The sequence below is a fragment of the Terrabacter sp. P5_B1 genome (assembly GCF_056400505.1).
The window spans coordinates 1-20,870 of the sequence record NZ_JBFULD010000026.1 but is presented as its reverse complement, the minus strand read 5'-3'; the positions used below and the strand labels follow the sequence as shown (position 1 = coordinate 20,870).

Here is a 20,870-nt window from a genome sequence, read left to right as displayed (position 1 = left end):
CCCGGGTCCTCAGGTCGACGAGGTCGACGGCCAGCACCTCGTCGGGCTGCCGGCGCGTGCCCTCTCGACCTGCTCGAGGGCGGAGGCGAGGCCGCGGCGGGTGGCGTCGTGAGGATGCAGGGCGAGCGCCTCGTGGAGGTGGGCGAGCATCTCGTGCAGCTGCCTCATGACGGGCAGCACGGCATACATCGTCGGGGCGGTCGGGGGGCGTCGCGCCACGAGAGGCCGCCGAAGGTCACCTGCGACACCTGCTGTCCGCCCCGAAGCAGTCGAAGGTCACGCAGCCGCGCCAGCCGCCCTCGAGGTGTCTCACAGCAGCGAGCTCGGGTCGTCCGGGACGTCGGCGGCATACGACTGCAGGAGCTGGAGCGGCACGATCTCGAGGGCGCGTGCGTGCGTGGCCGCGAGGAACACCGGCGCAGCAGCGCCGTCCTGGTGCGCCTCGAGCCATCGGCTGGCGACGACGCACCACCGGTCGCCGGGCGTCAGGCCGGGGAAGCGCCACTCGGGACGGGGCGTGACGAGGTCGTTGCCGACGCTGCGCTGGTGGTCGAGGAACTCGGCCGTGACGACGACACAGACGGTGTGGCTGCCTCGGTCCTCGGGCCCGGTCGTGCAGTAGCCGTCGCGGTAGAAGCCCGTCACGGGGTCCGTGCCGCACGCCTCGAGCTCGCCGCCGAGCACGTTCCGCTCCCGCGCTGCCATGCTCCAAACCTAGTGGTCGGGCGGACGCTGGCAGGCGCTCGACGAAAGCGTCCGCCAGGCCCCCGCTCGCTACGCTGGGGCTATGGCGGGGATGAAGGAGTATGAACAGGACTACATCGATGCCTGTCGGTCTCGGATCGAGTCCCAGGTCGCGGTCTTCCGTGAGGTTGCCCAGGCGGCGCGCGACCACGGCGACGCCGACGTCTCCGCACTCGAGGGCGCACTCGAGTCCCTGGAGTACGAGTACTTCAACAACATGCTGATCGTCCTTGACGGCTACTTCGTCCACCAGTTGCGCGGCGTTGAGGGCAGGCACAGCGAAGCGCTGAACGAGGTCCGGTTGCTTGCACGCTCCCTCATGGAGAATGGCGGTACGGTCATGGCCGACCCCAAGATCGCTCTCGATCCGACCCGCAGTGTCCTCGGTCTCGAGATCGGCGCCCCGATCATCCTGACGCTCCAGCAGTACCTTCGGATCTCCGACGCCTTCCTGCGCGAGATCGAGGGCCGGTTCCATCACGCGGGCGACTGACCAGCGGGTCCCGGTCCCTGCACCCACTCGAGAAGCCTGAGGTCGAAGGAGAGCCCTTGCCCCGCCCCCCGCTGCCGGCCGAGGTGGTTCGCTTCCTGACGCGCCCGAACCACGCCACGATCAGCTGCGTGCGCCCCGACGGGGCGCCCGTCTCGGTGCCGACGTGGTACGTCGTTGAGGACGACCGGATCGTCGTCAACATGGACGCCGGGCGCAAGCGCCTCGAATGGCTCCGCGCCGATCCCCGCGTCAGCCTCAGCGCCATGGACCCTGAGGACTGGATCACCCACGTCAGCCTCCAAGGTCGCGTCGTCGAGACCGTCGACGACCCCGAGCTCGCCGACATCGACCGCATCGCCACCCACTACACCGGCCGGCCGTACCGCGTGCGCGACCGACCACGCGTCACGGCCCGCATCGAAGTCGACCGGTGGCACGGCTGGGGGCGTCTGCGGGACGCGACGTGACGACCGAGGTGCGGCGCGACGCCGTCGGCGTGCCACACCTGCGGGCCGACGACGTCCTGGAGCTGGCGCGGCTGCAGGGCCGGGTCACCGCCCTCGACCGCGCCTGGCAGATCGAGCACCACCGGTGGCGCATGGAGGGCCGCACCGCCGAGTACGTCGGCGCCGACGGGCTGCCGTGGGACCGCTTCGCCCGGCAGGTGCTGCTCGAGCCGACGGTGCGGCGCTGCTACGAGCGGCTGGACGCGGAGACGCGGACGTGGCTGACGGCATACGTCGACGGTGTCAACGACGCGCTCGCCGAGGGGCTCACGGGCACACCTGAGGTCGCGCTGCTCGACCTCGGGTCGTATGCCGCGGCGCCGCGCCCCTGGGAGCCGTGGACGCCGCTCGGCATCTTCTGGGGCGTCCACCTGCTCTTCGGGACGTTCCCGTCGAAGCTGTTCAACGCGCACGTCGCCGAGCGCCTCGGCGCGGACGCCCTGGCGATGCTCAACGCCGAGGGCGTCGACCGGGTCGAGGCGTCGGGCAGCAACGCCTGGGTCATCGGCGGGGCCCGCACCGCGAGCGGGCTGCCGCTCATCGCCGGCGACCCGCACCGCACCATCGAGCTGCCCGGCTGCTACCAGCAGGTCGGGCTCGCCTGCCCCGACTTCGACGTCGTCGGCTTCACGTTCCCCGGCGTCCCCGGCGTGCAGCACTTCGCGCACACCGGCACCGTCGCGTGGGGCATCACGAACGCCATGGCCGACTACCAGGACCTGACGCTCGAGTCGCTCCGCCACCTCGGGCCCGGCGCGGACGGGTCGCCGGTGTTCGAGGCCAGGGGAGTCGACGGCTGGGAGCCGGTGCGCGTCACCAGCGAGACGCTGCGCGTGCGGGGCGGGGCCGGCGTGACGGTGCCCGTCGCCGTGACGTCCCGCGGACCGGTCGTCACCGGGCTCGAGGCGGAGATGGAGCGGGCTGTCGCGGACGTGCAGGCTCGCCCCGCTGCCTACAGCCTGCGCACCCCGACACAGGTCGAGGAGGACCTCGGCTTCGGCGCGTTCCTGCCGCTCCTTCGCTCACGAACGGTCGCCGACGTCGAAGCGGCGCTGGCGCGGTGGGTCGAGCCGGTCAACAGCGCTCTCGTCGCCGACGATGCGGGCCACATGCGGCACCTCGTCGTCGGCCGCGTGCCCGAGCGCGACGAGATCGGCGCCCTCCTCCCCGTGGCTGCCTGGGACCCGAGGCACGAGTGGCGCGGCTACCGTAGGGGGCCCGCTCGCGACGTGCCCGAGGTCATGGTCAGCGCGAACGACCGGGGCAGCGGTGGCGGGCTCGGCGTCGAGTACGCGACGTCGTTCCGAGCCGACCGCATCCGGTCGCTCCTCGAGTCGCTTTCCGAGGGAGGGGAGCGGCTCACGGTGGACCACTGCGCGGCCATCCACGTCGACACCCTCAACGGGCAGGCCGAGCTCATGCGCGAGCTCGTCGGGCCGGCAGACGTCACGGGGGACGCCGCGGCGGTGCGGTCCGCGCTGCTCGCCTGGGACGGGCGCAGCGACGCCGACAGCACGGGGGCGGCGCTCTTCGCCGCCTGGCGCACTGCGCTCGTGCACTGGTTCTCCGAGCATCCGCGCCTCGCGGTGCTGCACGAGCCGAGCGGGCACTCGAGCCTGTTCGCGGCGTGGACCGACGTCGTGACCCAACTCGGTGCCGGCTGGCACTCGATGGCCCGACTGGGCCGAGACCACGGCATCGATGTCAGCGAGGGCGTACGCGTGGCGCTCGAACGCGTTGCGGCCCAGGCTGATTCGCTGTCCTCGTGGGGTGAGCGCCACTGGCTCGACCCCGTTCGCACGGTCGACGTGTCGGGTGGCGCGCCTGCCGTGCCGCGCGACACGGTGGGTGGGGACAAGGGGTGCGTGCTCGCCGCTGCAAGCGCGCCCGGCGTGACCGACCACTGCTACGGCGGCCCCGTGGCGCGCTACGTCTGGGACCTCGGCGACCGGGACGCGAGCCGCTGGGTCGTGCCGTTCGGTGCGAGCGGCGATGCGCGCGACCCGCACTTCGCCGACCAGACCCGGGCGTGGCTCGCCGGCGACCTGCACCCGGTGGGCGCACTCGGCGATGAGGTCTGCCGCGATTTACAATGAATTTTGCCATCTCTTTACCATTTGCAGGACAAAGCCGTACGTTCCGCCATATGGTTCTCGCGTAGGGGCACCATTCGCGCCAAGGTGCCTTGCGCCAGCGCAGGAGGGGTGAGTCCGGTGACGACGAGCAAGACGCCCACGCACGGGGACGCGGACCGCTGGCAGCTGTGGGCGGCCGCCGGATCTGCGCCGGGGACCCGACTCGCCCGTGACGACGAGCTCGAGGTGCATGCCGGGCCCGCGATGCCCCACACTGATCCCGTGCTGTCCGAAATGTACCGATTCGCGGCTATCGAGAACGCCTCCTTCACGCTGCCGACCCGCCCGAGAGTCCTCAGCGACCCGTCGGGCCAGCCGGTGCGGGTCGACCTGCTCGCGGACCCTCGGGGTCCCCGCCGGGCACCGACGGGGGCGATCCGGGGCTTCGCTGCTCTCACCGTCCTGATCGTCGTCAGCTGCCTCGTCGGCGGTGTCACGGGAGCCCTCGTCGTCATCGGCGTCTCCACCCTCCTGGCGGCCAGTGCCGCCCTCGTGAGCGGTCACATCTCGCTCTCCCGGGTCGGCGGACCGCACGGCGCAGGTCTCTTCCTCGGCCTCGCCGTCGTGGCCCTGATGGCGGCGTCGGTCATGCCGCGCGACCGCCCCGGCCATCAGGGCGAGGTCCCGACGGCGCTGGTCCCGATCAGCGCGAGTCGACTTGCCGATGCCCGGGCGTCGTCTGCCGCCGTGCCGCCGTCACGGGTCGCCTCGACCTCGAGGAGGGTGGCACCTGCGGCGGTGGCGCCTTCGCGGTCCGGTACCGAGGTCAACACGTCGGCGCTGGCCTCGCGCTCGGTGGCGAGTGGAGGCGTCCTGACCCTCTCGCCCGAGGCGCTGACCCCGACCTCCGGTCGAGCTCACGAGCCCAGACCGCCTAGGACCGCGACGGCGACCAAGCCGGAGAAGCCGGAGAAGCCGGCGAAGCCAGCGAAGCCCGGCAAGACAGCGAAGCCCGACAACACAGCGAAGCCCGACAAGACAGCGAAGCCCGACAAGCCGGCGAAGCCGGCGAAGCACGAGAAGCCGTCCAAGCCCGACAAGACGAACAAGCGCTCCACACCTGCGAATCCGGCGACGATCTGCGCCGGCAGGAGCGGTGTCGCGCCCGTCGTGCTGCCTGCTCTTGCTGCACTCGCGCCGTGCGGACCTGTGCGACAGTGACCCCGTGGGTACATCTATGACACCGGTCACGATCATGTGGTTCATCGGAGCCGCGATCGTGGGGGCGATCGCCGGCGGTTTGCATGTGCTCCGTTCCGCGATCGGCGGCTCGCACACGGAGCTGCCGCTCATGATCTCGGCCTTCGCCCTCACGGCGATCGCGGCAGCCATGCTCTTCCATGGCGTCATGCTGGCGGCTCGGGCGCAGGATGCCGCCGCCGGTTCCGCCCCCGAGATCGACGCCGAGGTCGACTCCCACGAGGCCTTGTCGCACCCGCCGGGCACAATGACGGGATGAGTGCAGGTCGCGCCACCTGGGTGCTGCACGTCGACCTCGACCAGTTCATCGCCGCCGTCGAGGTGCTGCGTCACCCCGAGCTCGCGGGAAGGCCGGTCATCGTCGGCGGCCGTGGTGATCCGACCGAGCGCGCCGTCGTTTCCACGGCGAGCTACGAGGCCCGTCAGTTCGGCGTCGGATCCGGTATGCCGCTGCGGCTCGCCGCGCGCAAGGTGCCCGATGCGGTGATCCTCCCCGTCGATGCCCCGGCCTACACCGACGCGTCCGAGCACGTCATGGACACGCTGCGCGGGCTCGGCGTCGTCGTGGAGGTGCTCGGTTGGGACGAGGCCTTCCTCGGGGTCGACGGGGACGACCCGGAGGCGTTCGCCGAGCGTGTCCGGGCAGCGGTGCTCGAGGCGACCGAGCTGCACTGCTCCGTCGGCATCGGTGACAACAAGGTGCGCGCCAAGATCGCGACGGGCTTCGGCAAGCCGCGCGGCACCTTCCGGCTGACCCGGGAGAACTGGTTCGACGTCATGGGCGAGCGGCCGACCATCGACCTGTGGGGCGTCGGGTCCAAGGTCTCCAAGCGCCTGGCCACCCACGGGATCACGACGGTGCGCGAGCTCGCCGACGCCGACGAGTCGGTCCTCGTCGGCGAGTTCGGGCCGCGCATGGGCGTCTGGTACTCCCAGCTGGGTCGGGGCATCGGGTCGGCCGTCGTCGACGACACACCCTGGGTCGCGCGGGGGCACAGCCGGGAGACCACCTACCAGCGCAACCTCACGACGCCGGAGGAGGTGCGCGACGCCGTCCGCGAGCTCGCCTCCCAGGCCTTCGACGACACCGTCAAGGAGGGGCGCCCGGTCTTCCGCGTCACGCTCAAGGTGCGCTACGCCCCCTTCAACACCGTGACCAAGGCCCGCAAGCTGCCGGCGCCCACGACCGAACGCGACGACGTCGTCGAGGCCGCCGTCGCCCTGGTGCAGACGCTCGACCCGGAGCGTGAGGTGCGTCTGCTCGGCGTCCGGGCCGAGATGGTCATGCCCGACGGGGGTGACCCCGTCGAGCGCACCCCGGTCCGCGGCCGCCTCTGACGGATCCAGCCGAAGTCAGTGGTGGCGCCGGGCGCGACTGATCTCGCGGACGGCACGTGCCTTGGCCCGGAAGGACCGGGGCCGGCTCACCAGGTAGGCGGCGACGACGAGTCCGATGACGGCGATGAGCCGGTTCGGGTCGACGGCAGGCCGCCAGATGACCTGTCCGTCCTTGATGACGAAGGCGCCCGCCGGCCGTCCGGCCATGCCGAAGCCCGCGCCCTCACCCGACTCACCCTTGTCGTCGTGGCCGGAGCCACCACCCCCGCCGCCGGTCACGACGGCGGCCGGGATGACCGTCAGGCCGTCCTTCTCGTACGGCTCGCCGTAGACGCGCCGAACGGTGATCGTGTCATTCGCCTTGCTGAGCAGCTCGTCGAGCTTCATGGTTCCTCCCTCGTGCCGGGCGCCCCGGCCTCAGCACTCCAGACTRCCCAGGTGGCTCGACGGCCAACAGGGCTGAAGGTCCCGAATGACGCGGCTGCTCAGCCCGTGTCCGTGGAGCGCGCCGCGGCCCGGCGGCTCCCCGCCGCCGGGGCGCCTCAGAGGGCAGCGGCGACCGACCGGCCGGCCGTGCGCCCGCTGAAGAGGCAGCCCCCGAGGAAGGTGCCCTCGAGCGAGTTGTAGCCGTGCATGCCGCCGCCACCGAACCCGCTCACCTCGCCCGCGGCATACACCCCCGGGAGTGGCTCGCCGCCCACCGCAAGCACGCGTCCGGCGAGGTCGGTCTCGAGACCGCCGAGCGTCTTGCGGGTGAGGATGTTGAGCCGGACGGCGATGAGCGGCCCCGCCTTCCGGTCGAGCAGCCTGTGCGGGCTCGCCACGCGAATCAGCCTGTCACCGCGATAGTTCCGCGCCCCGCGGACCGCGGTGATCTGGGCGTCCTTGGTGAAGTCGTTGGCGATCTCGTTGTCGCGCGCCACGATCGTGCGTCGCAGCGACTCGACGTCGATGAGGTCGTCACCGGTGAGCGCGTTCATGCCCCGGACGAGCTCGTCGAGGCTGTCCGCCACGACGAAGTCCTCGCCGTGACGCTTGAAGGCCTCGACGGGAGCCGGTGCTCCCTTGCGGGCGCGCCCGAGCACCTGCTTGACGTCCTTGCCGGTGAGGTCGGGGTTCTGCTCCGACCCCGACAGGGCGAACTCCTTCTCGATGATGCGCTGGGTCAGCACGAACCACGAGTAGTCGTGGCCGGTGCGCGTGATGTGGCCGAGCGTGCCGAGGGTGTCGAAGCCGGGGAAGTACGGCGCCGGGAAGCGACGGCCACGCGCGTCGATCCACAGCGATGACGGACCGGGCAGGATGCGGATGCCGTGGTTGTCCCAGACGGGGTCCCAGTTGCGCAGGCCCTCGGTGTAGTGCCACATCCGGTCGGGGTTGATGACCCGACCGCCGGCCGCCTGCGTGATGCCGAGCATCCGGCCGTCGACGTGGGCGGGCACCCCGGCCACCATGCGGTCCGGTGGCGCGCCGAGCCGCTCCGGCCAGGCCTGGCGCACGAGGTCGTGGTTGCCGCCGATGCCCCCGCTCGTCACGACGACGGCCTGGGCCATGATCTCGAAGTCGCCCACCTCCTMGCGGCTGCTCGCCCGGCCGCGGTCGACGTCGTCGCGCGCCAGGACGCGACCACGTACGCCTGTCACGGTGCCCACGGTCAGGACGAGCTCGTCGACGCGGTGGCGGAAGGCGAAGGTGACGCGACCGCTCGCCACTGCGGCGCGAACCCGTCGCACGAACGGCTCCACGAGCCCGGGGCCCGTGCCCCAGGTGATGTGGAAGCGCGGCACCGAGTTGCCGTGCCCGTCGGCGCGCCCGTCGCCCCGCTCGGCCCAGCCGACGACGGGGAAGAGCCGGTGGCCCTGCTCGTGCAGCCACGCGCGCTTCTCGCCGGCGGCGAAGTGGAGGTAGGCCTCGGCCCACTTGCGTGGCCAGAAGTCCTCGTCCCGGTCGAACTGGGCCGAACCCATCCAGTCCTGTGTCGCGAGCTCGAGGCTGTCCTTGATGCCCATCCGGCGCTGCTCCGGGCTGTCGACGAGGAAGAGCCCGCCGAAGCTCCAGAAGGCCTGACCGCCGAGCGACTGCTCGCCCTCCTGGTCGACGAGCACGACCCGCTTCCCGCGGTCGGCGAGCTCAGCGGTGGCGACGAGTCCGGCCAGACCGGCTCCCACGACGACGACGTCGGCTTCCATGGGCCAGATCATGTCATCCCGCTCGACACCCGGTGGCTGCGTACGATTTGAAGGTGCTGGCTCGTGCTCCGGTGAGGTGGTCCCGGCTGTGGGACGGCCCCGCGCCGGTCGCGGCCGTGGTCGTCGCCGCGCTCGTCGCAGGCGGTCTGCACGGCGGCTTCACCGACCTGTCCGTGTATCAGCACGCGGGTCGAACGGTGCTCGAGGGGCTGCCGGCCATCATGCCCAGGGACCCGACGACCGGGCTGACGTTCACCTACCCGCCGTTCGCCGCGGTCGTCATGGTGCCGCTGGCCCTGCTCCCGGCGTGGCTCGCCGCCGCGGTGTGGACCGGGGCGTCGATGGGTGCGCTCGCGGCGGTCGTCCTGCTCGTGCGTCGTGCCGTGGACCGGCCCACCCCGGGGTGGCTGGCGGCCTGCCTCGCCGGAGGCGCCCTGGCCCTGGAGCCGGTGTGGCAGAACTTCGCGTTCGGGCAGGTCAACCTGTTCGTCATGCTGGCGGTGCTGGTCGACCTGCTCCAGCCGGACCGGCGCTGGTCCGGCGTGCTGCTCGGCCTCGCGGCAGGGGTCAAGCTGACGCCCCTCGTCCTCGTCGTGCTGCTCCTGGTGGTCGGGCCTCGTGCGGCCGGCCGGCGAGCGGTCCTGGCCTTTGCCGCCACGGTCGTGGTCGGTTTCCTCGCGGCACCGGGCTGGGCCACGACGTACTGGACCGTTGGCCTCGTCGATGCGGGCCGGATCGGGCCGCCGGCACTGGCTCACAACCAGTCGGTGTACGGCGCACTCACCCGGCTGCTCGACGGCCGGCCGCCCACCCTGCTGTGGCTCGCGGTCGCCGTGCCCCTCAGTGTCGCGATCCTGCTCGTCGGCGGACGGTGGTGGCGCCGCGGCGACCGCGTGCTCGGGACGTGCCTGGCGGCGGTGGCCATGCTGGTCGCGTCGCCGATCTCGTGGTCGCACCACTGGGTGTGGGCTGTGCCGATCGCCCTGGCGCTATGGGAGCGGGGCCGATGGGGGTCCGTCGCATGGGCCGCGGTCTTCGTGGCCCGCCCCGTGCTGTGGCCCCCCTGGGGTCACGGTCGCGAGTACGACTGGGGTCCGTCGGAGCACCTCGTCGGCAACGCCTACCTCCTCGCTGCCCTTGTTCTCTCCGTCTGGGCGGCGGTCGCCCTCGCCTCATACGCTGTCGGCGAATCTGCCGGTGGCAGAGTGGGATTCCCGGCACGGTCAGACGAGCCCACGCTGGGTGGATGACCGACTCACCCATCACAGCCGCGCTCGACGACCAGCTGTCGATGCAGCTGCTCCACCAGCGGATCATCGTCCTCGGGGCGGAGGTCGAGGACCCGATCGCCAACCGGATCACGGCCCAGCTCCTCCTGCTCTCGGCTCGCGACCCGCGCTCCGACATCAGCCTCTACGTCAACAGCCCCGGCGGCTCCGTCACCGCCGGTCTCGCCATCTACGACACGATGCGCGTCATCCCCAACGACGTCTCCACTCTCGCAGTGGGATTCGCGGCCTCGATGGGCCAGTTCCTGCTCGGCGCGGGCGCGCCCGGGAAGCGCTTCGCCCTGCCGAACGCGCGGATCATGATGCACCAGCCGTCCGCCGGCATCCAGGGCACCGCGGCCGACGTCGAGGTCCAGGCGGCGAACCTCAAGGCGGTCAAGCGCCGGGTCAACGAGCTGCAGGCGCAGCACACCGGCCAGACCGTCGAGCAGATCACCCACGACAGCGAGCGTGACCGCTGGTTCAGTGCGGAGGAGGCGGCGGCATACGGGATCGTCGACCACGTCGTCAGCACGCTGACCGACGTGCGCCCGGTCGGTGTCGAGCGGAAGGTGGGACTGAGATGAGCAGCTACACGGTCCCCTACGTCGTCGAGCGCACCCCGGCCGGGGAGCGCAGCTTCGACATCTACAGCCGGCTGCTGCAGGAGCGGATCATCTTCGTGGGCACCGAGATCGACGACGGGGTCGCCAACGTCGTCATGGCCCAGCTGCTCCACCTCGCCGATGTCGCCCCGGACCGGGAGGTCTCGCTCTACGTCAACAGCCCGGGAGGCTCGTTCACGGCGCTCATGGCCGTCTACGACACGATGCAGTTCGTGCCCTCGCCCGTCGCGACCTACTGCCTCGGACAGGCGGCATCGGCCGCAGCGGTGCTCCTCGCGGCGGGGGAGCCCGGGCGGCGCTTCGCCCTGCGGCACTCCCGGGTGCTGCTCCACCAGCCGTCCGCGGGTGGRCAGGGGACGGTCAGCGACCTCGCCCTGCAGGCGGACGAGCTGCTGCGCGTGCGTGCGCAGGTCGAGGAGGTGCTGAGCCAGCACACCGGGCGCTCGGTCGCGCAGCTGCGACTCGACACCGACCGCGACAAGGTGCTCACGGCCGCGCAGGCCGTGGAGTTCGGCGTCGTCGACCACGTCGTCGCGCGCGCGACGGAGGTCCGCCTCGACAGGGAATGACCGGGGCCCCCGTCGATCGTCACGCGGCGAGCAGCACCGCTCCCGTCGCGTCGGCCAGCAGCCCGGTGGACGCGGCCGCCTCCGCAGGGGACGCGATGCTCGACCCGACGCGAGACGTGAGGTCGAGGACACGTCCTGCGGTCGGGGCGTCGCCGGCGAGGTCGCGCAGCTCCCGGTGGGCCGCTCCCACGAGCCCGGTGATGCTCGACCCGAGCGCGACGCACACCGCCTCGAGCACCTCGGACGAGGGCTCCTTGAGGCCGCGCTCGACCTCGGAGAGGTAGGCCACCGAGATGCCGGCGCGGGCGGCGACCTCGGCGAGCGTGCGGCCCTGTCGGGTGCGCAGCCCGCGCAGGAGCCGACCGTAGACCTCCCGCAGCAGCGGGGTGTGGACGCCGGGGCGCGGGCGCGGGGCGATCTGGGTCATGGCCGTCTCCGATCTGGGTGCGTGCGTCCAGCGTCGCACGGGAGCKCCCGGATGGTGCTCGGGTGGGCCTTCGAGCACGTACGCCGTGGGCGAACTCGCGGGGCCGCCCGCGCCGGGCGAGCGGTTGAGCGGAAAGATGTTGACGGCGTTCACTTCGGCGTCGACGCTGTCAGGAGTGACGTCTACCGTCGTCATACGCCGCAGCTCACACCTCACACCGCACGAACGAGTCTCCGGGGAGCCCTCACATGACCATCACCACCGGCACGCGCGACGTGCGCGAACGGTCCTCGGGACCGGCCATCGAGGCCGAGCACCTCGTCAAACGCTTCGCCGACCTGACCGCCGTCGACGACGTCAGCTTCTCGGTGCCGCAGGGCACGGTCCTCGGTCTGCTCGGCCCCAACGGCGCCGGCAAGACCACCACCGTCCGCATGATGACGACCCTGAGCCGCCCGACGAGCGGGGCCGCCCGGGTCGCCGGTCACGACGTCGTCCGCGAGCCCGAGCTGGTGCGCCGCAGCATGGGCCTGACGGGCCAGGCCGCGACCGTCGACGAGCTGCTCACCGGCCGGGAGAACCTCCGCCTCATGGGCTCGCTCTACGGCCTGCCCAAGGGAGAGGTGCGCCGCCTGTCCGACGAGCTGCTCGAGCGCTTCTCGCTCACCGAGGCCGGCAACAAGGTCGTCAAGGACTACAGCGGCGGCATGCGTCGCCGGCTCGACCTCGCGGTCAGCCTCATCGCGACACCGCCCGTGCTGTTCCTCGACGAGCCGACCACGGGCCTCGACCCGCGCAGCCGCGTCGAGCTCTGGGACGTGCTGCGCGGCCTCGTCCGCGACGGCACCACGCTGCTGCTCACGACGCAGTATCTCGAGGAGGCCGACCAGCTCGCCGACCGGATCGTCGTCATCGACCACGGCCGCATCATCGCCGAGGGCACGCCGCTCGAGCTCAAGGACCAGTCGGGCCAGGCCGCCATCGTCCTCACGGTCTCGCACGCCGACCAGGTCGAGGCCGCCCGCGCCCTGCTCTCCGCCCACGTCGAGGGCGTCCACGTCGACATCCCGGCGCGGCGCCTCACGGCCCCCGCCGAGGGGCTGCGCGACATGACCAGGGTCGCCGCGGTCTTCGAGCGCAGCGAGATCGTCCTCGACGACCTCGGCCTCCAGCGTCCGAGCCTCGACGACGTCTTCCTCAGCCTCACCGGCCACCGCGCCGAGCCGGACGCTCCCGGCTCCGGCGAGTTCCCCGACACCAGCTCCACCTCCGCCGAGGAGTCCCGATGACCGACAGGACCGTCACCAATTCCACCACCGGCACGGCCCGCACGAGCGCGCGCACCGCGCCGCACGACTACGAGCCGCCCGGCCGCGCCCGGCAGATCGCGATGATGGTGTGGCGCAATCTCAAGCACATCAAGCGCCAGCCCGAGATGCTGACGGACGTCACCATCCAGCCGGTGATGTTCGTGCTCCTCTTCGCCTTCGTGTTCGGCGGGTCGATCCAGACCGACAGCGGGTCCTACCGCGAGTGGCTGCTGCCGGGAATCATGGCCCAGACGATGGCCTTCGCCTCGTTCATCGTCGCCATCGGCCTCAACATGGACCTCGGCAAGGGCATCATCGACCGCTTCAGGTCCCTGCCCGTCGCCCGGTCGTCGGTGCTGGTCGGGCGCAGCCTCTACAGCCTCATCCACTCGAGCATCGGCATCTTCGTCATGTCGGTCACCGGCCTCGCCATCGGCTGGCGCATCCGCGGCGGCGTCGGCCCGGCCCTGCTGGCCTTCGGTCTGCTGCTGCTCTTCGGCTTCGCGATGATCTGGGTCGGCGTCCTCGTCGGGTCCTCGATGCGCTCGACGGAGGCGGTCAACGGCCTGATGTTCACGGCGATCTTCCCGTTGACGTTCCTCGCCAACACCTTCGCGCCGACCGAGGGGATGGTGCCGTGGCTGCGCACCATCGCGGAGTGGAACCCGATCAGCTCGCTCGTCCAGGCGATGCGTGAGCTGTGGGGCAACGTCCCGCCCGCACCGGCCGACGCCGCCCTCCCGCTCCAGCACCCCGTCCTCACCACGGTGATCTGGTCGGTGCTCATCACGGCCGCCGTGGCACCGCTCGCGGTCCGCGCCTTCGTCCGCCGCACCACCGACTGACCGACTGGGCGACTGATCGACCAGCAGGCGTGCGAAGAGCTGCTGGGCGGCCTTCTGCCCATCGCAGCCGGGTCCTGGGGCACGACGGTGACCGGGGGTCGATGAGTGTTGTTGCCCGTGATGACCTCACCCGAGGTTGTGGTCGAAGTCCATTCGGTAGGTGCCGTCCTCGTCCACGTGAAGGCGCACGGTCCCCTCGATGCCGGTCAGCTCCTGGGTGCCACTGCCCGGCACGATGAGGCCGTACTCGTTGGCGCGGTCCGTGCCGCTGGTCGAGGCTGCGTGCACGAAGTTGAAGGTGCCGCGTCGCCCGGCGACCGTGCCCTCGAAGGACTCCACTGCGACGTACGTACCGATGCCCGTCGTCTGGTCGTAGGCGGACGTGAACTGGGTGACGCTGCGCCCAGCGACATCCCCGACATACGTCTTGCGCATGCGCAGGTGCCCCGTGGGCAGCGCCGTCGTCACGTCGGGGACGTAGTCGGTGACGTCGAAGTCGGACGTCGTGAAGGTCGAGGTGCTCAGCATGAGCCTGACGCTATCCAAGTGGATGTCGTTGGGATAGAACGTTCCCGACGCGTCAGCGGGCGCGCATGCCGTTGTTGCGCGGCTGGTGCTCGCGCTCCGTGAGCGGGTTGGACTCGGACCGAGCCCACGCCTCGACCGTGCCGTCCTTGGCCGGCTTCTGCTCGTCGCGCCCCGAGCGGCACCCAGTCGCCCCGCTCGCGCAGCCACGTGTATTCCGACGTGCCCGGGGGCGTTCGCAGCACCCACGGGTCATCGACCCTTCCCGTCCCGGTCACGGGCGTCGTCCTTCGTGCGCGTCGTCCCACCCTTTGTGCTCCCGCCGCGTCAGGACGGCGTCAAGATCGCATCAGGATGTCTCCAAGGGCTGACGTTCCCGCGTCGCCGGGTGTTGCGTGGAGTCATGACCAGCGACTGGCCGGCTGCGCACCGCACCCTGACGCGGTGGGGCGCCCTGCTCCTGCCGATCGTCGTGGGCGCAGTCCTCGGTCTCCTCCGCGACGCGATGGACCCGAGCACCGCCGCGATGGTGCTCGTGCTGCCTGTCGTCGCAGCCGCCGCCACGGGCGACCGCGTCGCAGGCGTGCTCGCGGCCCTCGCTGCCGCTGGCAGCTTCGACTTCTTCCTCACCGAGCCGTTCTACTCGCTCTCGATCCACCACCGGGCCGACCTCGAGCTCGCCGTCGCGCTCGTGGTCGTCGGGCTCGCCGTGACGGAGATCGCGCTGTGGGGTCGGCGGCAGCAGGCTGCGGCCCAGCGCCGGGAGGGCTACATCTCAGGTCTCACGCACCTGCTCGACCTCCCCGCCGACACGACGGAGGACGCCCGGGCCGCAGCCATCGCGACCGCGATCACCACGGTGCTCGGCGCCGACCGGTGCACGTGGGACCCCGGCCATCCGCGGTGGAACGACGCTGTCGTCGACGCGGACGGTCGCGTCACGACGGGCGGACGACAGCTGCAGGTGGAGCGGGTGGGCCTGCCCACCGACGGCTACGCGGCCGTCGTCGTCCGGCGGGGCACGCAGGTCGTCGGCCACTTCCGCGTGACGGCCTCGACGCACGTCGTGCGGCCGACCGCTGAACAGCTGCGCGTCGCGGCGCTCCTCGCCGACCGGATGGCCGACGCACGAGCGCCGCGCCCCGCCACCGAGGAGGAGGTGGAGGCACGTGGCGCACGCAGGGGGGCGCACGGGACCGGCATCGTCGACGACCCGGACGCAACCCATGAGTAACCTACGGGCCACGGAGCGCGATGGGGCCCCATGGGTCAAGGGTCGGTCAGGAGATCCTGACGTGAGGTAGGAGGCGGACGAGGTCAGTCGACCTGCGACCGCAGCCACGCGATGTCGGCCGTCTGGCCTTCGAGTCCGCCCGGTGTCTCACAGACGACGGGCGCTCCGGCCGCGCGGATGACCTGGGCCAGCGCCTCGCCGGCGATGAGTCCGGAGCCGAAGTTCGTGTGCCGGTCGGCGCCGGAGTCGAACTCGTCACGGGAGTCGTTGGCGTGCACGAGGTCGATGCGCCCGGTGATGGCACGCACCTCGTCGACCACCGTGCCGAGGTCGTTGCCACCGGCGTGCGCGTGACACGTGTCGAGGCAGAAGCCGACGTTGTCGCTGCCGGAGGCCTGGCCGATGGCGTCCCAGAGCCGGGCGATGGCCTCGAGCCGGCGCGCCATGGCGTTGTCACCGCCCGCGGTGTTCTCGATGAGCAGCGGCACGGGCAGGTCGAGCCCGTCGATGCACTTGCGCCAGTTGTCGAAGCCCTTCGCCGCGTCCTCGTCGACTCCGAGGTGGCCACCGTGGACGATGACGCCCTTGGCGCCGATCTCGCCGGCGGCCGTCAGGTGCTGCTGGAGCAGCTTGCGCCCGGGGATGCGGATGCGGTTGTTGAGGCTCGCGACGTTGATCGGGTAGGGCGCGTGGACGTAGAGGTCGACGCCTGCCGCCGCGGCGTCCGCCTTGAGCGCCTCGGCGCCTCCGGCGTACCGGATGACGGGGCCCTTGTAGCTCTGCGGGTCGCCGAGGAAGATCTGCGAGAGCGACGCTCCCCGCGCCGTCGCCTCCGCGATCGGGTCCTCCTGGTCGACGTGCGCACCGATGTGTAGGGCCATGGCGTCAGCGTATGCCGCGGGGCCGACACCGATCCTGCGCGGCGGTCCCGACCTGGCCCGCCGTCGCCCGCCGGCGCCTGCCGGGGTCCGGATGACGATTGAGTTGCATAAGCAACTCTTATGCAGTCAATAATGTGAAGATGAGTTCCTCGCGCTTCCCCGCCGTGGTCGACGACGTGACCGTCCGGCTCATCGCCGCCGTCGTCCTCGTCATCGGCGTCATCGCCCTGGCCACGTCGGCGTGGTGGCTCTATGCCGTCCTCGCCGTCGACTTCACGCTGCGGGCTGCGCTCGGACCCTCGGCCAGCCCGGTCGCCCGGTTCGTGCAGCGGTGGATCCGGCCCGCCGTCTCCGCGGCCAAGCGACCGACGGCCGGCCCGCCCAAGCGGTTCGCGGCGACCATCGGCGCCGTCATGACGGTCGCCGCGACCGCGCTCTGGGCCTTCGCCCTCCTGACCGGAGCGTCCGGTGCGATCGTCGGCGTCGTCGCCATCGGCGTCGTCATGGTGGTCTTCCCCGCGCTCGARTCCGTCCTCGGTATCTGCGTCGGCTGCGTCCTCTTCTCCGGCTTGATGCGACTCGGCCTCATCCCGGAGGAGGTCTGCCTCGAGTGTGCCGATATCACCAAGCGCCGCGAGCGCCTGCGGGCCGAGCGCGCCGACCGTCAGGGTGGCCTGACGGTCTGACGCCTCAGCCCGCGGCCGACCGCAGCTTCTCCAGGAGCGGGCCGGCGGCCTCGTCGAGAAAGCGCTCCTGGGCGTCCCCACCGACCTGCACGAGGGCGATGTCGGTGAAGCCGGCCTCCCAGTAGGCGCTCACGGACTCCACGATCTTGTCGAGGTCGGGGCCGCACGGGATCGACTCGGCCACGTCCTCGGGGCGCACGAACTGCGTCGCCCCGGCGAAGCCCGCCGGTGTCGGCAGGTCGGCGTTGACGGCCCAGCCGCCGCCGAACCAGCGGAACTGCTCGTGGGCGCGGGCGACCGCGGCCTCCTCGTCCGGGTCCCAGCAGATCGGGATCTGCCCGATGGCGCGGGCCCCGGTGCCGATGCGCTCGGCACCCTCGGTCCGGTTCCACGTGTCGACGAGCTCGGCCTCGGGCTGGACGGCGATCATGTGGTCGGCCAGCGGGGCGAGCCGCTCGATCGACATGTCCCCGCTCACCGCGACAGCCACGGGCACGAGGATGTCGGGCAGGTCCCAGACCCTGGCGGAGTCGACGTCGAAGTAGTCGCCATGGTGCGTCACGAGCTCACCCGAGTGGAGCTTGCGGATGATCTCGATGGCCTCGACGAGCATGTCCTGCCGCGTCACCACGCCCGGCCAGCCCTCGCCGACGACGTGCTCGTTGAGGCTCTCGCCGCTGCCGAGCCCGAGGGTGAAGCGGCCGTCGGCGAGCAGCTGCACCGTGGCGGCCTTCTGGGCGATGACGGCCGGGTGGTAGCGCATCGTCGGGCACGTCACGTAGGTCATGAGCTCGACCCGGTCGGTGGCCTGCGCGACGGCGCCGAGCACCGACCACGCATACGGGGCGTGGCCCTGCTCGGTCAGCCAGGGCGAGTAGTGGTCGCTCGATACCTCGAAGTCGAAGCCGGCCTGCTCGGCGCGCACGGCCCACCTCACGAGGTCCTTGGGGCCGCTCTGCTCGGTCATCAGGGTGTATCCGAAGTTCGTCACGAACGGCTCGTACCCATTCGCGGACACTTGCATGTACAGGGTCTGTCCACAGTTGTGGACGAGGGTGTGGACGGACGACGTCGGGTGACAAGGGCAGACAGGGTGGGTAGGAGCCGAGGGTGGCGCTCCACGCCACCCGAGACGCAGAACACCAACGAGCGCCCCCTGAGCGGGGCGACCAGAGGAGGGCCCCATGGCCAAGCGAGTCGCATTTCTCGTCGCGAGCGAGGGCATCGAGCAGGTCGAGCTGACTGAGCCGTGGAAGGCCGTCACCGACGCGGGGCACGAGGCCGTCGTCGTCAGCCCGGAGGCCGGCGAGGTCCAGATGTTCAACCACCTCGACAAGGGCGACACGAAGCCCGTCGACGTGACCGTCGCCGACGCGAAGGTCGAGGACTTCGACGCCCTCGTGCTGCCGGGTGGCGTCGCCAACCCCGACAACCTGCGCACCCACGAGGGCGCGGTCGCCCTCGTGCGCGACTTCGTCGCGTCCGGTCGTCCGGTCGCGGCGATCTGTCACGCGCCCTGGACGCTCATCGAGGCCGACGTCCTGAAGGGCCGTCGCCTCGCGTCGTGGCCGAGCCTGCAGACCGACATCCGCAATGCGGGCGGTGAGTGGGTCGACGAGTCGCTCGTCGTGGACGGCAACCTCATCACGAGCCGTAACCCCGACGACCTGCCCGACTTCTGCGGCGCCGTCGTCGAGGCGCTCGAGCACGGCTCTGCGGCTGCCACTGCGGCACCGTCCGCCTGACGGGCCGCCTCAGCCGAACCCGTGGCGCGCGAGGGGATGGAGCAGCTCGCGCTCCTCGTAGGCGAGGTGCGACAGGAGCGTGTCGGTGAGCAGGTCCAGGGCGCGCTGGATCTCCTCGAGCGCCTCCTGCCCCGAGCGGCCGTACGCGTCGGTCCCGACGAGCCCGACGAGGGCGTCGTCGACCTGCTCGAGCACGTCGGCGATGACGTGGTGCTCCTGCTCGAGCCGGTCGATGACCGGCCCGAGGTCGGGTTGGGCGCCGCGCAGGTGGACGAAGATGCTCCGGTCCTCGAGGGTGTGGTGCCCCGTGACGAGGCGGCAGTAGGTCTCGCAGTACGCACCGAGGGTCCAGTTGTTCTGCCGCAGGGCCATCGTGTTGATCACCGAGCGCGCTGCACCCGTCGACATCGCCCCGCGCCGCACCTGGCCGACGATGTCGCGCAGCTGCGTGAGCTCGCCGCGAAGGTGGTCGTGCACGTCGACGAGGTGCTGGGGCACGGCCTGCTGGGCCGGGGTGTATGCCGCGTCGTCGGCCTTCGTGGTCACCGGGCGGTCGTCCTCGCGCCAGGGGAGCGTCGCGCTGAGCCGGACCCCGTCCTCGGGCGTCGCGCGGACAGTGAGCGCTGACCCCGTCCGGGGCCCGGAAGAGGGCATCGGCTCCGAACCGCTTGCACGACGGGCCCGTTCGGCCTCGACGAGGTCACGCACGGCGGGAGCGACCTCAGCGGCATACCGGCGCAGGACGGCCGGGTCGTCGGTCCCGAGGACGTAGGTGYTCATCCCGTCGGCAAGGGTCAGCCCGGCGAGCTGCTCGGCCCAGTCGTCGGCCGTGCCGCGCAGGAAGCCGCCGCCGGTGCCGAACGACCCGAAGACGTTGTACATGCGCCGGATCGCCTGGGGTCCTCGGCCGGCGTCCTGGGCGGCCTCGTCGATGACGGCGTTCATGCGGCCGAGCGCGTCCGGGTCGGCGTAGCCCAGGCTCAGCAGCCACCCGTCGGCGAGCCGGCCGGTGACGCGGAGCATCCGCGGCCGGTAGGCGCCGAGCCAGATGCCGACCGGATGCACGGGGAACGGGCCGGCGTGCATGCCTGCGACGGAGTAGTGCTCGCCCTGCACGGTGACCGACCGGGCGCCTGGGTGCTCGGGGTCCTGGCCCCACGCGCCGCGGATGACGCGGATCGCCTCGACGAGCGCGTCGACGGCCTCCTTGGGCGTGCGGCGTTCGCCGCCGGCGGCCACGATCGCGTCCCAGAAGGCGCCCGTGCCGAGACCGAGCTCGGCCCGGCCGCCGCTCACGAGGTCGAGCGTCGCGACCTGCTTCGCCAGCCCGACCGGCGGCCGCAGCGGGAGGTTGGCGACGTTGGGGGCCACCCGGATCGCGCTCGTGCGGGCGGCCACGGCCGTGAGCAGCGTCGAGGTGTCGAGGTGCTTCGCGTTGTAGGGGTGGTCCTGCACCGTGAAGAGGTCGAGACCCAGGACGTCGGCCAGCTGGGCCAGCTCGAGGGTCTCGTGCACCCGCGACGCCTCCGGGCTCGCAAACACCCCGAACTCCAGCTCGTGCCCGTAGTCCATGCGGTCAGGGTGGCATACGCTCCCGCTCATGAACGGGGACGACGCTGCCGTCGAGGCGCTGCGAGCGCTCATCCGCATCCCGACCGTCTCCGACTGGGACCCGGCCAAGGAGGACCGCGCGGTCTTCGACGCTCTCCTGACCGAGCTGCGCGAGCGCTTCCCCCGCCTCCACGCGACGTGTGAGGTGGAGCGCATCAGCGGCGACGCGCTGCTCGTGCGCTGGCCGGGCCGTACGCGTGAGGCACCGGTCGTGCTCATGGCGCACCTCGACGTCGTGCCGGTCGGCGACGTGTCGGCGTGGACGCACCCTCCGTTCGGGGGTGACCTCGCCGACGGGCACGTCTGGGGCCGTGGGGCGCTCGACTGCAAGGGCTCGCTCGTGGCGACGTCCCAGGCCGTCGAGGACCTCATCGAGGACGGCGTGACGCCGGGGCGGGACGTGTGGCTGTCGTTCGGCTGCAACGAGGAGGTGTCGGGCCGGGCTGCCAAGGATGCGGTCGCGATCCTGCGCGAGCGCGGCGTCGAGCCGTGGTTCGTCCTCGACGAGGGCGGCGCCGTCGTGCAGGGGGCGCTGCCG

At 71.7% G+C, this 20,870-nt stretch carries 25 protein-coding genes; 15 read left to right on the top strand and 10 right to left on the bottom strand.

The window, feature by feature from the left end:
• Window positions 1–9: 9 nt before the first annotated feature.
• Complete coding sequence (locus AC1DP0_RS03720; RefSeq protein WP_478082541.1) at window positions 10–219, bottom strand: hypothetical protein; 210 nt, start codon at window positions 217–219, stop codon at window positions 10–12.
• 90 nt (window positions 220–309) lie between these two features.
• Window positions 310–705: a DUF2237 family protein gene (locus AC1DP0_RS03715; RefSeq protein WP_478082540.1), complete on the bottom strand. Its 396-nt coding sequence runs from the start codon at window positions 703–705 to the stop codon at window positions 310–312.
• 82 nt (window positions 706–787) lie between these two features.
• Here AC1DP0_RS03715 and AC1DP0_RS03710 point away from each other — a divergent pair, with 82 nt between their 5' ends.
• The 6 genes from AC1DP0_RS03710 to AC1DP0_RS03685 all read left to right on the top strand — a co-directional run bounded on the left by AC1DP0_RS03710 (window position 788) and on the right by AC1DP0_RS03685 (window position 6,416).
• On the top strand, window positions 788–1,237 hold the full coding sequence (locus AC1DP0_RS03710) for a hypothetical protein (RefSeq protein ID WP_478082539.1): 450 nt from the start codon (window positions 788–790) through the stop codon (window positions 1,235–1,237).
• A gap of 56 nt (window positions 1,238–1,293) precedes the next feature.
• Window positions 1,294–1,704, top strand: coding sequence for a TIGR03618 family F420-dependent PPOX class oxidoreductase (locus AC1DP0_RS03705; protein WP_478082538.1), 411 nt, complete (start codon window positions 1,294–1,296; stop codon window positions 1,702–1,704).
• Window positions 1,701–3,839, top strand: coding sequence for a penicillin acylase family protein (locus AC1DP0_RS03700; protein WP_478082537.1), 2,139 nt, complete (start codon window positions 1,701–1,703; stop codon window positions 3,837–3,839). Before AC1DP0_RS03705 ends, AC1DP0_RS03700 begins: the two co-directional genes overlap by 4 nt.
• 117 nt (window positions 3,840–3,956) lie before the next feature.
• Window positions 3,957–5,039: a hypothetical protein gene (locus AC1DP0_RS03695; RefSeq protein ID WP_478082536.1), complete on the top strand. Its 1,083-nt coding sequence runs from the start codon at window positions 3,957–3,959 to the stop codon at window positions 5,037–5,039.
• A 16-nt stretch (window positions 5,040–5,055) separates the two neighbouring features.
• Window positions 5,056–5,337 (top strand): hypothetical protein, encoded by a 282-nt coding sequence (locus AC1DP0_RS03690; protein ID WP_478082535.1) that lies wholly within the window; start codon window positions 5,056–5,058, stop codon window positions 5,335–5,337.
• The gene (locus AC1DP0_RS03685; RefSeq protein ID WP_478082534.1) at window positions 5,334–6,416 is read left to right on the top strand and encodes a DNA polymerase IV; all 1,083 of its coding nucleotides are present in this window, start codon (window positions 5,334–5,336) and stop codon (window positions 6,414–6,416) included. Before AC1DP0_RS03690 ends, AC1DP0_RS03685 begins: the two co-directional genes overlap by 4 nt.
• Before the next feature lie 15 nt (window positions 6,417–6,431).
• Here the strand turns inward: AC1DP0_RS03685 and AC1DP0_RS03680 are convergent, their stop codons facing one another.
• Window positions 6,432–6,803, bottom strand: coding sequence for a hypothetical protein (locus tag AC1DP0_RS03680; protein ID WP_478082533.1), 372 nt, complete (start codon window positions 6,801–6,803; stop codon window positions 6,432–6,434).
• Between the two features lie 155 nt (window positions 6,804–6,958).
• Entirely contained in the window at window positions 6,959–8,605 is a 1,647-nt protein-coding gene (locus tag AC1DP0_RS03675; protein ID WP_478082532.1) for an FAD-binding dehydrogenase, read from the bottom strand.
• A 53-nt stretch (window positions 8,606–8,658) separates the two neighbouring features.
• Between AC1DP0_RS03675 and AC1DP0_RS03670 the strand changes: the two genes are divergently transcribed.
• From AC1DP0_RS03670 to AC1DP0_RS03660, 3 genes are read left to right on the top strand one after another with little or no spacing between them, the layout of a single operon-like run.
• Window positions 8,659–9,855 (top strand): glycosyltransferase 87 family protein, encoded by a 1,197-nt coding sequence (locus AC1DP0_RS03670; RefSeq protein ID WP_478082531.1) that lies wholly within the window; start codon window positions 8,659–8,661, stop codon window positions 9,853–9,855.
• Window positions 9,852–10,460 carry an ATP-dependent Clp protease proteolytic subunit gene (locus AC1DP0_RS03665; protein WP_478082530.1) on the top strand — a complete coding sequence of 203 codons (609 nt, stop codon included), beginning with the start codon at window positions 9,852–9,854 and terminating at the stop codon, window positions 10,458–10,460. Before AC1DP0_RS03670 ends, AC1DP0_RS03665 begins: the two co-directional genes overlap by 4 nt.
• The gene (locus AC1DP0_RS03660; protein ID WP_478082529.1) at window positions 10,457–11,068 is read left to right on the top strand and encodes a ClpP family protease; all 612 of its coding nucleotides are present in this window, start codon (window positions 10,457–10,459) and stop codon (window positions 11,066–11,068) included. The genes AC1DP0_RS03665 and AC1DP0_RS03660 overlap by 4 nt, the downstream gene beginning before the upstream one ends.
• Before the next feature lie 19 nt (window positions 11,069–11,087).
• Here the strand turns inward: AC1DP0_RS03660 and AC1DP0_RS03655 are convergent, their stop codons facing one another.
• Window positions 11,088–11,495 (bottom strand): helix-turn-helix domain-containing protein, encoded by a 408-nt coding sequence (locus tag AC1DP0_RS03655; protein WP_478082528.1) that lies wholly within the window; start codon window positions 11,493–11,495, stop codon window positions 11,088–11,090.
• A 248-nt stretch (window positions 11,496–11,743) separates the two neighbouring features.
• On the opposite strand from AC1DP0_RS03655, the gene AC1DP0_RS03650 reads away from it, so the two are divergent.
• Together AC1DP0_RS03650 and AC1DP0_RS03645 are read left to right on the top strand one after the other, a co-directional pair.
• Window positions 11,744–12,784: an ATP-binding cassette domain-containing protein gene (locus AC1DP0_RS03650; protein ID WP_478082527.1), complete on the top strand. Its 1,041-nt coding sequence runs from the start codon at window positions 11,744–11,746 to the stop codon at window positions 12,782–12,784.
• Window positions 12,781–13,650: an ABC transporter permease gene (locus AC1DP0_RS03645; protein WP_478082526.1), complete on the top strand. Its 870-nt coding sequence runs from the start codon at window positions 12,781–12,783 to the stop codon at window positions 13,648–13,650. Before AC1DP0_RS03650 ends, AC1DP0_RS03645 begins: the two co-directional genes overlap by 4 nt.
• A 126-nt stretch (window positions 13,651–13,776) precedes the next feature.
• Here AC1DP0_RS03645 and AC1DP0_RS03640 read toward each other — a convergent pair whose 3' ends face one another.
• Both AC1DP0_RS03640 and AC1DP0_RS03635 read right to left on the bottom strand, forming a co-directional pair.
• Entirely contained in the window at window positions 13,777–14,178 is a 402-nt protein-coding gene (locus AC1DP0_RS03640) for a DUF3224 domain-containing protein (protein ID WP_478082525.1), read from the bottom strand.
• 52 nt (window positions 14,179–14,230) lie between these two features.
• A complete protein-coding gene (locus AC1DP0_RS03635) occupies window positions 14,231–14,431 on the bottom strand; it encodes a DUF6855 family protein (protein ID WP_478082524.1) in 201 nt (66 codons plus the stop codon).
• Window positions 14,432–14,578: 147 nt separating this feature from the next.
• Between AC1DP0_RS03635 and AC1DP0_RS03630 the strand changes: the two genes are divergently transcribed.
• Window positions 14,579–15,409 carry a DUF4118 domain-containing protein gene (locus AC1DP0_RS03630; protein ID WP_478082523.1) on the top strand — a complete coding sequence of 277 codons (831 nt, stop codon included), beginning with the start codon at window positions 14,579–14,581 and terminating at the stop codon, window positions 15,407–15,409.
• Between the two features lie 83 nt (window positions 15,410–15,492).
• On the opposite strand, the gene AC1DP0_RS03625 is transcribed toward AC1DP0_RS03630, so the two are convergent.
• Window positions 15,493–16,290 carry a deoxyribonuclease IV gene (locus AC1DP0_RS03625; protein ID WP_478082522.1) on the bottom strand — a complete coding sequence of 266 codons (798 nt, stop codon included), beginning with the start codon at window positions 16,288–16,290 and terminating at the stop codon, window positions 15,493–15,495.
• 140 nt (window positions 16,291–16,430) lie between these two features.
• On the opposite strand from AC1DP0_RS03625, the gene AC1DP0_RS03620 reads away from it, so the two are divergent.
• Window positions 16,431–16,976 carry a DUF4395 domain-containing protein gene (locus tag AC1DP0_RS03620; protein WP_478082521.1) on the top strand — a complete coding sequence of 182 codons (546 nt, stop codon included), beginning with the start codon at window positions 16,431–16,433 and terminating at the stop codon, window positions 16,974–16,976.
• 4 nt (window positions 16,977–16,980) lie between these two features.
• On the opposite strand, the gene AC1DP0_RS03615 is transcribed toward AC1DP0_RS03620, so the two are convergent.
• Entirely contained in the window at window positions 16,981–17,967 is a 987-nt protein-coding gene (locus AC1DP0_RS03615; RefSeq protein ID WP_478082520.1) for an LLM class F420-dependent oxidoreductase, read from the bottom strand.
• 193 nt (window positions 17,968–18,160) lie between these two features.
• Between AC1DP0_RS03615 and AC1DP0_RS03610 the strand changes: the two genes are divergently transcribed.
• On the top strand, window positions 18,161–18,721 hold the full coding sequence (locus AC1DP0_RS03610; protein ID WP_478082519.1) for a type 1 glutamine amidotransferase domain-containing protein: 561 nt from the start codon (window positions 18,161–18,163) through the stop codon (window positions 18,719–18,721).
• Between the two features lie 9 nt (window positions 18,722–18,730).
• Here the strand turns inward: AC1DP0_RS03610 and AC1DP0_RS03605 are convergent, their stop codons facing one another.
• Window positions 18,731–20,293: an LLM class flavin-dependent oxidoreductase gene (locus AC1DP0_RS03605; RefSeq protein ID WP_478082518.1), complete on the bottom strand. Its 1,563-nt coding sequence runs from the start codon at window positions 20,291–20,293 to the stop codon at window positions 18,731–18,733.
• Window positions 20,294–20,321: 28 nt separating this feature from the next.
• On the opposite strand from AC1DP0_RS03605, the gene AC1DP0_RS03600 reads away from it, so the two are divergent.
• The coding region (locus tag AC1DP0_RS03600; RefSeq protein WP_478082517.1) for a M20/M25/M40 family metallo-hydrolase at window positions 20,322–20,870 on the top strand (549 nt) is incomplete at its 3' end.